Origin of the sequence: Endozoicomonas elysicola, from assembly GCF_000710775.1 — a bacterium.
Taxonomy (GTDB): domain Bacteria; phylum Pseudomonadota; class Gammaproteobacteria; order Pseudomonadales; family Endozoicomonadaceae; genus Endozoicomonas; species Endozoicomonas elysicola.
In genome coordinates this window covers 890,228-904,909 of record NZ_JOJP01000001.1, presented here as the reverse complement: position 1 = coordinate 904,909, position 14,682 = coordinate 890,228, and the positions used below count along the sequence as shown (strand labels likewise).

Below are 14,682 nucleotides of genomic sequence, written 5' to 3'. Positions count from 1 at the left end.
AAGCGTATAAGCAGCCAATCAATAGCCTTTAATTATTTGTGAATTTTTTTCATGTTTTTTGCACTATCAAACGAACGTTTGTATAGTGTTTTTTAGCAAATGAATTATTAGAACACGACTAATGGTTTATTTACTGAGGTTCTGTTGGGTTGAGGTTGTCTGCAGAATCTGGCTAATAATAAAAATAACAATCATGAGATCTCTATGATAACAAAGCGTATAAGCTGCAGTCTGTTAGCCTGTGCTGCCTTTCTATCGGCAAACATTCAGGCAAACACGGCTGAAGAGGCCGTTCATGGCCTTGCCCAGGGGTGTTACTCCGTCCAATCACCGGAAAACGGCAATTACCTGAAAAAGTTTCATAAAGGTGGCGCCGTTGATAACGGTCTCAGTTACCGTTTTGAAAGCATCAGCCCAGATGAAGCCGCTCGCTTCTTTATGAAGCCAACGTCGTTTTTCAACTACATGCTGACTGATGTAGACGGTCGGTATCTGGCCTCTCACCTGCCGGCAGAAGTCAGTGCCGGGCGCTATGCCGGTGAATACGCTGAATGGCGTATCAGTGCAGAGCCATCATCTGGTGGTGAGTATCTGTACAGCTTTCACGGCAACGGTCTGGGCAGGCAGCTACGCCATAACTGGACTGATGGTGGACTCTACTTTTTTGATCTGCTGAATCCTCATGACTATACCAGCGAAGCCCAATTCAAGCTGGTCGCTCAGAATGACTGTACGCCTTTCCCTGAAGTGGAAGTAAACGTCTCTGGAAATATAGATGGGTTAAAAGGCAATCCTGCAGCCCCTGTTCGAGGTTACGTGGATCCACACACACATATTACTTCCTATGAATTCATGGGCGGTAAAATGATGCATGGTGAGCCTTTCCACCGCTGGGGTGTTGAAGAGGCACTGAAAGACAGTAAGGACATCCATGGTCCGGACGGCTCCCTGGACATCATAGGTAACCTCTATGCGTTTAATGATGTCAATTTCCGCTATGACACCCGTGGCTGGCCTGAGTTCCCCTTCTGGCCAAATCATCAGTCGTTAAGCCATATGGGGTATTACTACAAGTGGATCGAACGAGCTTACCTTTCCGGGCTGAAACTCATGGTCACCCACCTTGTGGAAAATGAAGTACTCTGTAAAGTTCAGTCCACGGTCAACCCCGGCAGCTGGGTGAACCCAAACAGCTGTGACACCATGGACAGCATTCGCCTGCAAATCCAGAGCCTGAATGATATGCAGGATTACATTGATGCTCAGGCTGGCGGCCCCGGAAAAGGTTTTTTCCAGATAGTGACATCACCGCAAGAAGCACGTCAGGTAATGGCCAATGGTCAGATGGCAGTTCTGATGGGGGTAGAAGCATCTGAAACTTTCAACTGTGGACAAAAGGACAAATGCAACCGTAATACCGTTGAGAACGCACTTAACGAGCTGTATGACCTTGGTGTTCGCAGTATTTACCCAACCCACAAGTTTGACAACCAAATAGCGGGTTCCAGGGTAGAAAATGGCTTTATTAATATTGGCCAATGGCTGGCTGGCAACCGCTTCTTTGAAACCAAAGAGTGCGATGTTGACACCAAAGGAGCTGCGTTCACTTCTGGGTTCCCATTAATTGGTGATGTGCCGTTTATTAAAGACATTCTCAATACCGCCAACCTAAACCCGGAATACGATGAGACGATTGAACACTGTAATAAATACGGTCTATCTCAACTAGGGGTTTATCTGATCAACCGAATGATCGATAAGAACATGCTGATTGAGATGGATCACATGAGTCCGGATACCGCTGATGCTGTAATGGATATTGTGGAAGCCCGTCAATACAGCGGTGTTGTCACATCCCATAGCTGGATGAACTCAGGCAGCGACGGTAATATCCACAAAAATGCCAAGCGATTGATAGAAGCCGGTGGCTTTGCCGCTCCCTACAACGCTGATGCCAATGGAGTGGAACAGCGGGTTTCCCGTTACCTGGATCATGTCGAGCAAACACCTTATCTCCAAGGTGTTGGTCTGGGCACCGATATGAGTGGTCTGGGTGGTCAACATGGACCTCGCAGCAATGCTGACACCGATCCCCTGGAGTACCCATTCACCTCTGAATTTGGTCTGGTCTTTAATAAGCAGAAGTCTGGTAACCGGGTATTTGACTACAACCAGGAAGGCATGGCGCACTACGGCATGCTGGCAGACGAGATTCAGGATATCCGTGAGCAAGCTTCCAGCCGTGTTTATGAAGCTGTAATGAACTCTGCTGAAGCCTATCTGCAAATGTGGGAACGTGCTGAAGGCAATACCAGCATCGCATATATTGATCCTCTTGAGCCGTTTGTGAAGATATTCAATCGCAAAGCTAACCGCTGTATGGATATTAATGGCCACGACAACAACCTGGTTAATGGTGCCAATGTTCAGCTGTGGGACTGTGATGATGAGTCATTCGATCAGCACTGGATTTTCAATAAAGCAACCGAGATGTTTGAAAACCGGGCGGATCGCAGCAAATGTCTGGATAACCGTGGACAAGCATACAATAACGGTGAAGTCGTGATCTGGGATTGTGTAGACAGCGATAACCTGCGCTGGACTTACAACATGAACACACTTGCCAGCAAACATGACCCTAATATCGTTGCTGATGCCTATAACTACGACAATGGCGGTAATGTTGGCCAATGGGAATACCACGGTCGCAGATGGCAGGAATGGGAGCTTCGTCCAGAATCAGCTATTCACCGCTGGGTAGATTTCCGTGATAAGCGCAAGGGGAAGTGCTGGGACGTTACCGACGGCAACACCGCCAATGGAACCAAGATTCAGCTGAAGAGCTGTAACGCGTCAACAGAACAGCAATGGTACTTTGATCCGGTTAAAGGCACCATTAAAAGTCAATTACCGGGTAATAAGTGCATGGCTGTACCATCCGGCAGTATTGGCAATGGCCTTCAGCTGGAAGTTGCTGACTGTGATGAAAACAACATCAGCCAGCAGTTCAATAAAGATGGTGGGAAATTCAGTACCCGCCTGAACGGTAATATGGTTATTGATGCTTCAGGTACCAACAGTGGTGACCCTATCGTGCTATGGGAAAGCAACGGTGGTGATAACCAGAAGTGGCGAGCAGGCCTGAACTAGTTGAGCGGGGAGCACTAAACAAAAGCCAGCTCTTCTGAGCTGGCTTTTTTAATTCAATACCTCCAATTGTTTATATTATGGACACGTTCCACCAGGCGCTGCCGGAACAGGAGGGTCACAGTTTATGCAGCAATACTCTCCTCCCTGAGGTTGCAGGCAATTTTTGCAATAAGCAAACAGGATCCAGAGAAAAGCACACCAGCCACTGCAGTCACAGCAGGTCGAATGCATAGGAAAACGTCCCAGCTCCATCAACCAGCCATTAGTAGGATAAGGCCAGGTTTTCAAAACCAATGTTACCTGCTCCATTTTCTGGTCCAGCAGTATCTGTAAAGGGTCTTTAAACTTGAATGCTATATTTCCACCTGAACTGCTGACGGATTCAACACGATCATGGATTTGTAAAATTCGCCAGCCACTTTCCGTCTTATACTTTAACTCCAATGAAGAAAGTACCAGCGTATGCTTAATCCCTTTATCCAGATAACCAGAAAGTTCAGGCAGCTTAGACAAATCAATTGTCGACAGCTTATTCATATGCTCCTGCTTCATCCCGCCCAACCAATCAACGTCTGGTGCAGTCAGCGTCAGCATATCCTCACCCGTTAAGGTTGCTGTAGAGGAGGTCAGGTAAATCCCCCGCCCTTCCATCTCCACTATCAACGGCCCTGCTGCAGGTTTCTCAACACCTGAATAGGCGAATGCACAGAAACTGGATAGCAGAAGAAAAAAAAGCACCCGAGACTTCATAGGTTGGAACCCTCTTGAGATAGCAATATTTGCGATACCTGATTGCTGTGCAGGCAAGGAAGACAAGCACTCTCTTTAGAATGGCTATAGAAAATAAGGATAGGAATGACTGGCTATCCATGTGAGAACAATTTGAGATAGCCAGCCCAGAAGAAAAAACAATGATGAGGAGTGGGGAAATTACTTACTGTCTCTGACGTACAGCTTCAAACAAACATACACCTGCAGCCACCGAAACATTCAAGCTACTGACCGAACCTGCCATTGGGATAAAAATCAGAGAGTCACACAGATCTCTTGTTAAGCGACGCATCCCTTTGCCTTCTGCCCCCATCACCAGAGCTAGAGAACCTTTCAAGTCCGATTGATAAATATTGCCTGAACTTTCGCCTGCAGTACCAAACATCCAGATACCCCGCTCTTTCAACCACTCCATGGTTCTTGCCAGATTTGTCACCTGAATCAGAGGCACATTATCTGCAGCACCGCAGGCAACCTTAGTTGCTGTAGCATTCAGGCTGGCTGACTTATCTTTTGGTACGATAACCGCATGAACACCTGCCGCATCCGCTGTTCGTAAGCAGGCTCCCAAGTTATGCGGATCTGTCACTCCATCCAGAATCAACAGAAATGGCGACTCATTCAGCCCATCCAGAATGTCTTCCAGATCCTCTTCTCTGTAGACCCGGGCAGCAGATACCCTGGCCATGATTCCCTGATGAACACCATCCACTTTGGCATCCAGACGGCTGCGCTCAACAAACTTGACAGAAACTCCCAGGTCTCGAGCCTGATCAACCAGTGCATTGATTCGTTTATCCGTACGCCCTTTTTGGACCTGCAGCTCCAACACTCTTTCGGGCGACTGCTCAAACAGGCTCTGCACCGCATGCAGGCCAAACACTACGTCATTACTCATTGATTTCTCATCTGAAAGCCTTAACAGGCCAGGGAATTAAAACGGGATTTTAGCAAAACCAGAAAGGAAGGGGCTATTGTTGATAACGTTATCAACAATAGCCCGCCAAAAAATCAGATCCACTATTTATTTATGCTTGGGGATTAAGGCCGACGCCCAAGACAATAACCACCGAAGACAAGACCTCCACCAACGACTACAGGCACATAGAACGATGCACCACCTGTTAATGTAGCAAAAGCAGTAACTGCAGCACCAAGAAAAAGACCTCCACCAAGGCACATAGCAACCAGAGCAACAACCCTCCTTTTATTAAGCGACTTGCCATCTGGTCTAAGCCAGTTACCAATATTCGTAACTTTTTTAGAAGCCCAGTTTTTTACAGACCTTCCCCAGCTTGAGCCAGAACATTTATTCGGTGATGATTGAACTTTAGCCTGAGTAAGAGAGTTATTAGTACTCTGTGTATTGTCTATCCCTAGCATAAACACACTCCAATACTTGATATAAGTTAATAACAACCAAGAATGCCGTATTAAGAAGCATCGAACACTAACAGTTCAGTTATATGCACTAACACACTGAAAAATAGCAATAAAAGATCAATATCTGTCAGACTAATGTATTACCTGACCAATGAATTGTCTGGTGAGGTATCTGTCAAACATACAGAAGAAGAAGCCCTTGTAGATAAAATTATCAACAAGGGTTTTCTTGCCAGATGATAATTCTGTTAAGCTCGGTTTGAACGAGTACAGCGGTAGATAAGGCAACCCCCGCCCAGCAGCACTCCCCCAGCAATAACCCACGGTGTTACCTTTGCTGCGGCAACTCCAAGACAAACAATTCCTGCAGCCATACCAATAAGCACTACGATTCGAAATGCTTGTATTTTTTTGTTCGGAGCCTTACTAATCCAGTCACGAAGGCCTTTAGCTGTCTTTGCAATACTTTTTGCCACCTTTCGTGGTCCGAACTTTGCCCAAAAAGAACCACTTTTTTTAATTGAAGATGCAGGCTGTCTTGAGCTGCCAGTAGCTGATGTATTTTCTACATTACTGAGCATATTGAATTCCTTTTCATATGATAGGTTTGTAATACAGAATGCTGGAAAAGCAGGGGCCATACACTAACAACACTGTTAGATGGGCTATCCAGAAAAGAAGCAAATCGAAAAAGACTATTTACCCAGTCTATATTCGACGAAAGTATGAACGGCCTATTTAAATGTGCTCCACATCACGGACTTAAAGCAAAGACTTACTAAGTGAGTGATGCAGCAATGGTAAGCTGCATAAATGAAACCTCACCGTGATGCAGAGGACAGCGCCAATATAAAAATTCGGATCAGCTCATATAAATGATCCAAAAAGTTTAACCATTCGTCTGATGAGTACGACGATAGTAGTAATAAACACCTCCAGCCACAGCAGCACCACCTAATATCACCACACCAGCCTCAGTACACAAAGCCAATCCACATGCAGCCAATCCAATGCCTCCAATAACAAGTGCTGCAACTCGCCTTTTCTCGAGAGGTGTACCTTTGCCATCAGGCTGAACCCACTTCCGAACACTGTTAGCGCCGTCGTTAAAGCTTTTCTTAACCGACCTTGCCCCCATTCTTATGCGGGAAAGGCACCCAGGATTTTCAACTTGATCCGTTTGTTTTGAAACTGTTTTTTTATCTTTAGCCGGTTGTTTTGTTACTGGGCTTTTATTTTTGCTCCCAGTCGGTTCACTTCCACGAGAAAATTGAGCAACACGTGCTTTTACAGAATTCATAGTAATCAACTCCTTTTGCAAATATTCCTTACACTCCAATATGCTGGATAAAAGGGAGTAAGGCCCTAACAACTTGGAGAGGAACTCTTACCTATGGGCATTTTTGGCCGCAACTGCGAGTCACACATACCTAATCAGACAAAAGTATTATGTCCATCAGTAAATAGACATTGGCCAGGTCTCATGGACGCCAACCAGGTTTGCTGCTTTGAAGCCACTGTGAACCGGTTGCCGATAAGCAACATAGCTACGCAATCTGCCAGGAGTGTTCACAATTAAACATTCGCCCCAGTAAACGATAAGTGACTTTTACTAAACGACTCTTCCAAACAAACGATTGTCTGCAACACAACTTCCTGCATCAAACATCAAATAATCAACACATATTCAGATAAATCTAATACAGATACTGCTTGTTTAGATAAGACTAATATAATAATATCGAAACCATTCAAATTGATAGCCTCCGAATTATTGTGATAACACCGAATAATAAGGGTCATGCCCTATGATGCTTGAAGAGATGCAAAACAGAGCATCCGAAGCTGCCGGTATTCTGAAGATAATGTCCCATCCAGAGCGCCTTATGGTGCTTTGCCAATTAGTTCAGGGAGAGATGGGTGCAGGTCAACTTCAAGAATGCTCAGCGCTGAGCCAGTCAGCATTTTCCCAGCACCTCACCGTGTTGAGAAAACACCAGCTGGTTAAGTCACGCAAGGAGTCACAGCAGGTTTTTTACTCGCTGGCAGACCCAAGGATTGAAGAGATTCTCAAGGCACTTTACAACGTATTCTGTGGCCAGTAATCCATCAGGAAACGGTTGAGCCAAACACTCCCCATAGACATAACAATACAAAGGAAACTTTATGGCGCTTACCATTCCATGGCCGTCCCTTCTGGGCGGCATATTAATGGGCAGTGCAGGCCTCCTTCTGCTGCTATTAAATGGAAAAATTGCTGGGATCAGTGGCATTCTTGGAGGCCTGACCTCTCCAAATAGAAAAGACTTTCTATGGAGGCTTCTGTTTATCACTGGAATGATCGGTGGAGGCTGGCTTTCTATTTATCTCCTAGGCACACCTTTCCCTGAAAACTACAATGCATCTGCTCTCATTATCATTACTGCAGGTTTGCTTGTTGGCGTGGGTGCCGGGGTTGGAAATGGCTGTACCAGTGGCCATGGAATATGCGGTATTGGACGTCTCTCCGTTCGCTCAATCGTTGCTACCTGTGTATTCATGGCAGTAGCAGGCATTACCGTATTCATCCGACTGCACATGCTTTGAAGGGGGCTCTATGTTTTACGTAATCGCTTTACTTGCAGGCGTGCTATTCGGCATTGGAATGGCGCTGTCAGGCATGGTAAACCCTGAGCTGGTTACTGCATTTCTTGATATCAGTGGCCAATGGGACCCCACTCTGATTTTTGTAATGGGAGGTGCTTTGGCTGTTTTTATCCCCGGTTATCAGTTCCTGATCAAAAAAAGAGCACAGCCCATACTGACCAATGACTGGAGCTTGAGCAAGAACAACTCCATTGACGTACAACTAATTGTTGGAACCAGCCTTTTCGGAATTGGATGGGGTTTGCTGGGTGTTTGCCCAGGCCCAGCAGTGACTTCAATGCTTTCCGGCAACAGTGATGTCTGGCTATTCATTGTCGCCATGATGGCGGGATTAATAATCAGCCATCAACTCAAAACCAAAGTACTGTGATAAATCTCAACTGAAAGCTCCCTTATAACCACAGAGATCACCAAGTACACCAAGAATAAAAGTCTTTTCTTTGTGAGCTTGGTGATCTCTGTGGTGCAACGTTTACCTACTGGCTGACTTTTCGCTTACGGGGCTGTCTACCACTTGGCTTTGAAGCCTTTGCTGGATCAGACTTCTTAGCACTGCTTTTTTTCTTCTTATCCGCAGCCTTCTTTTTACCTGAAGAGGTTGGTTTACGCTTTTTTCCCGTTGCTTTGGAAGCCTTCTTTCCCGCCGGTTTTCGGCCTGAGGGTTTACCTTCCTCTGAGGAGCCTTCAGCTCGTGAAGAGCCTTTCCTTTTTTTAGCCGCCTCTTCTGCAGCCTTCGCCTCTCGTAATAATTTTGCCTTGGCCGAAGCAGACTTAAACCGACTTCCCAGCTCAGCGCTGCCAGCAGACTTACCGGGAGAACGAGACTTTTTAGAAGAGCCCGATTTACCAGAAGCCTTTCTCCGCCCGGGATTACTTAGCGTTGATAGCAGTTCAAAGTCTATCTTCTTGTCATCCAGGTTGACTTTACTGACCATCACTTCCAGCTCATCACCAAGACCAAACCTACGCCCGGTTCGCTCACCTTTCATGCAATGATGGACATTGTCGTAAATATAATAGTCATCTGGGAGGCTGGTCACATGAACCAAACCCTCAACAAAAACATCCTTCAACTCAACAAACAGACCAAAGCCCGTTACCGCAGAAACAATACCGCTGAAGGTCTGGCCAATATGCTGCTGCATATAGTCACACTTCAGCCAATCCATCGCATCACGTGTTGCCAGGTCGGCTCGTCGCTCGGTAGTAGAGCAGTGTTCACCCAATGACTGAATATCTGCTGCACTGTATGGGTAAATCCTTTTCTGGGGAATCGGCTGAGCACCTACTCGCACCACATGCCTGGAAGGAATGTCTGAACGGATAATATGTCGAATAGCCCGATGAACCAGTAGATCGGGGTAACGACGAATGGGGGACGTAAAATGAGCATAAGCCTTGAATGCCAACCCAAAATGCCCCTGATTATCTCCGGTATACACCGCTTGGCTCATGGAGCGAAGAATCACGGTCTGGATTACATGAAAATCAGGACGGTCTTTCACCTTAAGCAACAGGGCCTGAATATCTCTTGGTGTCACCTTTCCGGAAGGTACCGATAATGCAAGACTACCAAGAAAGCTGTTCAGGTTAAGCTTTTTCTCCAGCGTTGGCCCTTCATGCACCCGATAAAGCCCGGGTAAGTTATGTTTATCCAGGAACTTTGCAGCGCATACGTTGGCACACAGCATGCATTCTTCAATCAGTTTATGAGCATCATTTCGCACTGTGGGTACGATTTGCTCAATTTTTCGATGCCGACCAAAGATGATTTGCGTCTCCACCGTGTCAAAATCGATGGTTCCCCGTTCACCGCGAACTGAAATCAATGTTTTGTACAGAGAATACAGCTGATCAATGTGCAGGGTCAGTGACCGATACTCACTGCGCAATACCTTGCCTTCTTCACTCAGAGGTTCTGACAGCATTGCCCAGACTTTGTTGTAGGTCAGTCGGGCATGTGAGCGAATAACGCTCTCATAAAATTTGTAACCCGACAGCTTTCCAGTTGCACTGATGGTCATTTCGCAGACCATAGCCAGCCGGTCAACCTTCGGGTTCAGTGAGCAAAGCCCATTGGAAAGCACTTCAGGCAACATGGGGATAACATGGCCGGGAAAATAAACAGAGGTTCCCCTGTTAACCGCTTCCTTATCAAGCGCGGAGCCTGGCTTTACATAATTAGAGACATCAGCAATTGCAACGAAAAGTCGCCAGCCACCACCTTTCTTGGCCTCACAATAAACGGCATCATCAAAGTCGCGAGCATCTTCACCATCAATGGTGACAAAGGGCGTTTCGCGTAAATCAACACGGAAAGCTTTATCAGACTCAGCGACTTCAGAGGTAAATCCTTTACACTGATTCTCCACTTCTTCAGGCCAGGTGTGCGGAATGTTGTGTGTACGAACCGCAACTTCAACTTCCATCCCTGCATCAGCTCTACCGCCAAGAATCTCCTTAACAATACCCATGGGCATATTACGACGCCCGGGCTGCTCAGTGATCTCCAGAAGAACGTATTGGCCTTCGGTAGGCATCATGGGACCAGGCTGAACGATAATCTCTCGACTGATACGGGGGTTCTCTGGCACGATAAAAGCCGCACCAGACTCGGTGTAATAACGTCCAACAACCTGCGTTGTATTTCGTTCAAGCACCTCAACCAGCTGACCCTCTCTGCGCCCACGATGATCGACACCAGACTCACGAACAACTGCCCGGTCACCATCAAACAGCTGTCGCATTTCCCGTGGTGAAAGGTAGAGATCCTCTCCTTCACCATCAGGAATCAAAAATCCAAACCCGTCTTTATTTCCCTGTATAACACCCTTAATCAAGTTCAGCTTGCTGATCAGAGCAAAAGCATTCTTACGATTTTGCAACAGCTGACCATCACGGATCATTGCCTTGAGGCGAAACATCAATGCTTCTTTCTGCTCTTCATCAGTGATGCCCATTTCACGGCACAACCCCCGATGACTGACCGGTGCCCCTCGCTTTTCAAGAAATTCTATAATATATAAACGACTGGGAATGGGATTCTCATATCGTTCTGCTTCAAGGGAAGCTTGACTGTCCTGGCTTTTCCACCCTTTTGACATGTGGTTATTGCACCTCTATGTATCAGCTCATGGCTGCTTATTCAGCTCATGGCTGTTTATATCAGCTCAGGCTGCTTACGATGAAAATGCTGCCTACGTGGATAATTCCCAGCTTTGCAGTTCGGATGAGGCATTATTTTCAATGACCCGGAACTCCGGCTCATGACTGTCTGACTGAAATGACAATATAAATGTAAATCTCAGACAGGTGGTGGAAGAAAACATTGAATCCATTCTGTATTAGTACATGTATCGGACAGTCAATGTAAAGATGTTCTCAGGGAACTTTCCAGAAGAACTGCTGAAAAATATAGAAGCTGATAAAAGAATAGCCGATTCATCAAATGATAAACCGGCTATTTCTTTTTATACCCTTCACCTATGCAGCTGCTACGTTGCTCACGCACTCACAGGCCACCACAGAGAACCCTGAGTCCAGGAGGCTGCAAGACTTAACACTGACCTACTGCGAAAAGGTCGGTTAAGTCTTACAGCCTCCTGGAGAAGCTATACTCTGATGATCAGGCAAATGGCTGGCGTAGTACGATAGTTTCTACACGATCAGGACCGGTAGAGATGATATCAATAGGCGCACCAGTGACTTCCTCAAGACGCTTGATGTAAGCCAATGCATTAGCAGGCAACTCATCCCGGCTCTTCACACCAAAAGTGGACTCAGTCCAACCTGGCATTTCTTCATAGACTGGCTGAACTGCTTCGTATTCTTCTACATCTACTGGCGTAGTGATGGATTCGCCATCGGCATTTTTGTAATCCACACAGATACGAATGGTCTCCAGACCATCAAGAACATCCAGCTTGGTCAGGCACAGACCACTGACAGAGTTGATCTGAATAGCCTGTCTCAGGGCAACGGCATCAAACCAGCCACAACGGCGTGGACGGCCAGTCGTTGCACCAAACTCATTACCAACCTTGGCCAGGTGACGTCCGTTTTCATCATCCAGTTCGGTAGGGAAAGGTCCGGAACCTACACGAGTCGTATAGGCCTTGGTGATACCCAGAACGTAATCAAGGTACAAAGGACCAAAGCCAGTACCGGTTGATGCACCACCGGCAGTGGTATTCGAAGAAGTTACGAAAGGATAAGTACCATGATCGATATCCAGCAGAGAGCCCTGAGCACCTTCGAACAGGATATGATCACCACGTTCATGGTGCTCATGCATGCGATCAGAAACACGATCGATCATCGGAATCAGCTCTTCGGCCATGGCCAGAGTATCATCCAGCACCGCCTGATAATCCACCGCATCTACTTTGTAATAGTGCTGCAAAGCAAAGTTGTGATAGTCCATCACCTCTTTCAGCTTCTTGGCAAAACGCTCAGGATGGAGTAAATCAGCAACACGCAGACCTCTGCGAGCTACTTTATCTTCATAAGCTGGACCAATACCACGGCCAGTGGTGCCGATTTTGGCTTCACCGCGGGCCAGTTCACGAGCCTGGTCCAGTGCAATATGGTAAGGCAGAATCAGCGGGCAGGAGGGGCTGAGCTTCAACCGCTCACGAACAGGTACGCCTGTTTCTTCCAGCTGCTTCATCTCTTTAAGCAGTGCTTCAGGAGAGAGCACAACACCGTTACCAATGTAGCAAACAACACCTTCACGCAGAATGCCGGAAGGGATCAGGTGCAGAACGGTTTTCTCACCGTTAATAACGAGGGTGTGTCCGGCATTATGGCCGCCCTGAAAGCGAACTACCGCCTCAGCCTGCTCTGTCAGCAGATCGACAATTTTGCCTTTACCTTCATCACCCCACTGGGTGCCAAGTACGACAACAGTCTTACCCATGGAATCGGTCTCTTAGTTTCAATTCGATACAGCCCAAAGACTGCATATTTAACTTAAAATCCGCAGATCATCTACGGACAGAATACGACAACCGGTTGCCAACCCGAACGGCAAATGCTGCTGTGCCCATACTTCCCGGCTCAACAGGTCTTGATGCCATCTTATAAAGGTTCAACCAACCATTCGCCGTCACGGCAGATCAGCTGATGGTTGCAACCCATGCCCGCTGCTTCTGTCTCTTGCCCGGGAAGTTGTCGAACTACCCGTTCTCCCTGTCGACGCAGGGTCTGCACAATAGCAGCATCCGCATCAGCAGGTGCAAAAATGGTCGTACCTCCAGTACAGTCTTCAGTACTTTCAGCCTTCAGTTCCAGCAACGCCTTAAGGTCAGTACTAAAACCCGTTGCTGGTCGGGATCGCCCAAATGCTTCACCGATCCCATCATATCGCCCACCTTTCGCGACTGCCTGCCCCTGATCAGGGAGGTATGCCGCAAAAACGACGCCAGTATGATAGTTGTAGCCTCTCAACTCACCCAGGTCGAAGTAAAACCCAGTTCCGGGGTAGAGGCTGGTAATTTCTCGAGCGATGACTTCTAGTTCATTCAACGCAATAGCTACACCCTGTGGTGCATTTACAAACTCACCTCTGGCCCGTTCGATAATTTCAGGCCCACCAGCCAGATGTGGTAAAGCCTTGAGCATCCTGCCTGAGGCTTCATCGAGCCCCCACTGGTTCAGCAACTGGTCTACTTCAGCAATAGCTTTACGCTGCAGGGCATCAAACAGCTCAAGCTCCTGATCATCTGATAGCCCAGCCTGAGCTGCCAGTAATCGGTATATCTGTACATGTCCAAGGTCAAGGCTGACTGACTCTGCATCCACCTGAGCCAATGTTTCCAGCATCAGGGAAATCACTTCCAGATCACTTTCAACACCCGAGTGGCCATATAGCTCTGCACCGATCTGGATCGGGGACCTTGAAGCTCCCAGAGAGGCCGGACGAGCATGAAAGACACTACCGGCATAACAAAGTCTTACTGGTCCATCTACTTTTAGAGTATGAGCATCAATTCTAGCTACCGCTGGTGTTGTATCTGCCCTCAGCCCCATGGTTCTACCGGTCAGTTGATCAGTCACCTTGAAGGTTTGAAGATCAAGATCATGACCGACACCTGCCGTCAGTGACTCCATAAACTCCAGATGGGGAGGAATCACCAGCTGGTAACCCCAGCGGTCAAACAGGTCGAGCATATCGCGCCTTAACTTTTCAGCACAACGGGCTCTGCCAGGTAGAATTTCCTCAATTCCGTCAGGCAGCAGCCAACGATCAGCGACGGTCATAACAGCCTCTCTTATTGTTACTGTGGAAGTTTTTTTCTTCGCCCTTTTCCATCATTTCAGTATCAGAAAGTGTCCAGAGCGAAGAGGCTAACCATTGATCAGATACAGTAAAGCCACACCCACCAGCATGCTGATCAGACCGGCTACTCTTAATTGCCGGTCATCAATTTCAGCTAACTGGCGAACTAATTGTCGCCAGCGCTGTGGGTAAAGAAATGGCACAACACCCTCAAGCACCAGCATAAGGCTGAAAGCAATCAGTAATTGCTGCCCAAAGTCCATTGCCTATTCTCCGCTGTTCACCCCCCCAGCATGGCCATGAGTTCATATCCTGACAGCCATGAGCGCAAAATGCCGCTCACTCCAAGCCATGAAAATGATTACTGAGCCAGAACAGCAGTATTTTCATAACAGATAGTTCAGTGAACCCACACACGAAAAAACCGGGCGAGGCCCGGTTTTGATAATATT

The 14,682-nt window shown here is 47.2% G+C and carries 13 protein-coding genes; 4 read left to right on the top strand and 9 right to left on the bottom strand.

The genetic code is table 11. The annotated features are described in order from the left end of the window. Positions 1 to 204: 204 nt before the first annotated feature. Positions 205 to 3,150, top strand: coding sequence for a ricin-type beta-trefoil lectin domain protein (locus GV64_RS03800; RefSeq protein ID WP_034844005.1), 2,946 nt, complete (start codon positions 205 to 207; stop codon positions 3,148 to 3,150). Positions 3,151 to 3,225: 75 nt separating this feature from the next. Here GV64_RS03800 and GV64_RS03795 read toward each other — a convergent pair whose 3' ends face one another. From GV64_RS03795 to GV64_RS03775, 5 genes are all read right to left on the bottom strand, one after another. After that, the gene (locus tag GV64_RS03795; RefSeq protein WP_020584252.1) at positions 3,226 to 3,900 is read right to left on the bottom strand and encodes a hypothetical protein; all 675 of its coding nucleotides are present in this window, start codon (positions 3,898 to 3,900) and stop codon (positions 3,226 to 3,228) included. 184 nt (positions 3,901 to 4,084) lie between these two features. Beyond that, a complete protein-coding gene (gene rlmB / locus GV64_RS03790; RefSeq protein WP_020584253.1) occupies positions 4,085 to 4,819 on the bottom strand; it encodes a 23S rRNA (guanosine(2251)-2'-O)-methyltransferase RlmB in 735 nt (244 codons plus the stop codon). A 143-nt stretch (positions 4,820 to 4,962) separates the two neighbouring features. Further along, the gene (locus tag GV64_RS03785) at positions 4,963 to 5,304 is read right to left on the bottom strand and encodes a hypothetical protein (protein WP_020584254.1); all 342 of its coding nucleotides are present in this window, start codon (positions 5,302 to 5,304) and stop codon (positions 4,963 to 4,965) included. A gap of 248 nt (positions 5,305 to 5,552) precedes the next feature. Next, on the bottom strand, positions 5,553 to 5,885 hold the full coding sequence (locus tag GV64_RS03780) for a hypothetical protein (protein WP_152553911.1): 333 nt from the start codon (positions 5,883 to 5,885) through the stop codon (positions 5,553 to 5,555). Positions 5,886 to 6,193: 308 nt separating this feature from the next. Beyond that, complete coding sequence (locus tag GV64_RS03775) at positions 6,194 to 6,604, bottom strand: hypothetical protein (RefSeq protein WP_020584257.1); 411 nt, start codon at positions 6,602 to 6,604, stop codon at positions 6,194 to 6,196. A gap of 508 nt (positions 6,605 to 7,112) precedes the next feature. Between GV64_RS03775 and GV64_RS03770 the strand changes: the two genes are divergently transcribed. The 3 genes from GV64_RS03770 (at position 7,113) to GV64_RS03760 (ending at position 8,320) form a co-directional block, all read left to right on the top strand. Next, positions 7,113 to 7,409, top strand: a complete 297-nt coding sequence (locus GV64_RS03770) for an ArsR/SmtB family transcription factor (RefSeq protein ID WP_020584258.1) — start codon at positions 7,113 to 7,115, stop codon at positions 7,407 to 7,409. Positions 7,410 to 7,470: 61 nt separating this feature from the next. Continuing rightward, a complete protein-coding gene (locus GV64_RS03765; RefSeq protein WP_020584259.1) occupies positions 7,471 to 7,890 on the top strand; it encodes a YeeE/YedE family protein in 420 nt (139 codons plus the stop codon). 10 nt (positions 7,891 to 7,900) lie between these two features. Then, positions 7,901 to 8,320, top strand: a complete 420-nt coding sequence (locus tag GV64_RS03760) for a YeeE/YedE family protein (RefSeq protein ID WP_020584260.1) — start codon at positions 7,901 to 7,903, stop codon at positions 8,318 to 8,320. A gap of 106 nt (positions 8,321 to 8,426) precedes the next feature. On the opposite strand, the gene rnr is transcribed toward GV64_RS03760, so the two are convergent. The 4 genes from rnr to GV64_RS03735 all read right to left on the bottom strand — a co-directional run bounded on the left by rnr (position 8,427) and on the right by GV64_RS03735 (position 14,493). Further along, positions 8,427 to 11,054: a ribonuclease R gene (gene rnr / locus GV64_RS03755; RefSeq protein WP_034844002.1), complete on the bottom strand. Its 2,628-nt coding sequence runs from the start codon at positions 11,052 to 11,054 to the stop codon at positions 8,427 to 8,429. 521 nt (positions 11,055 to 11,575) lie between these two features. Further along, a complete protein-coding gene (locus GV64_RS03745; RefSeq protein WP_020584264.1) occupies positions 11,576 to 12,868 on the bottom strand; it encodes an adenylosuccinate synthase in 1,293 nt (430 codons plus the stop codon). Between the two features lie 161 nt (positions 12,869 to 13,029). After that, positions 13,030 to 14,211, bottom strand: coding sequence for an ATP phosphoribosyltransferase regulatory subunit (locus GV64_RS03740; RefSeq protein WP_020584265.1), 1,182 nt, complete (start codon positions 14,209 to 14,211; stop codon positions 13,030 to 13,032). Positions 14,212 to 14,298: 87 nt separating this feature from the next. After that, positions 14,299 to 14,493, bottom strand: coding sequence for a DUF2065 domain-containing protein (locus GV64_RS03735; RefSeq protein WP_020584266.1), 195 nt, complete (start codon positions 14,491 to 14,493; stop codon positions 14,299 to 14,301). Positions 14,494 to 14,682 lie beyond the last annotated feature (189 nt).